The sequence below is a fragment of the Aquabacterium sp. UBA2148 genome, from assembly GCF_002328915.1.
GTDB lineage: Bacteria > Pseudomonadota > Gammaproteobacteria > Burkholderiales > Burkholderiaceae_C > Aquabacterium > Aquabacterium parvum.
In genome coordinates this window covers 62433-62682 of record NZ_DCXA01000311.1, presented here as the reverse complement: position 1 = coordinate 62682, position 250 = coordinate 62433, and the positions used below count along the sequence as shown (strand labels likewise).

1 pseudogene is annotated in these 250 nt (G+C 73.2%); it reads left to right on the top strand.

Going from position 1 to position 250, the window contains the following annotated elements:
• Positions 1–250, top strand: a pseudogene (locus B2W70_RS17490) (molybdopterin molybdenumtransferase MoeA); the annotation flags it as partial.

Genomic DNA, 250 nt, shown 5'->3' with positions numbered 1-250 from the left:
ACAGCGCATCGCCGCCGGGCAGGTGGGGGCGGCCTTGCCGCCTGGCGCCTGTGCCCGCATCTTCACCGGTGCCCCCATCCCCGGTGGTGCCGACGTCGTGGTCATGCAGGAGCACACCGAGCGCCCGTCCCCAGCGGAACCGGGCGCCCCAGTCACCTTCACCCAGCCTGTTCAGTCCGGCCAGAACATCCGCCGCCGAGGCGAGGACATCGCCTGCGGGCAGGTGGTCCTCAGCTCGGGCCGTCGGCTC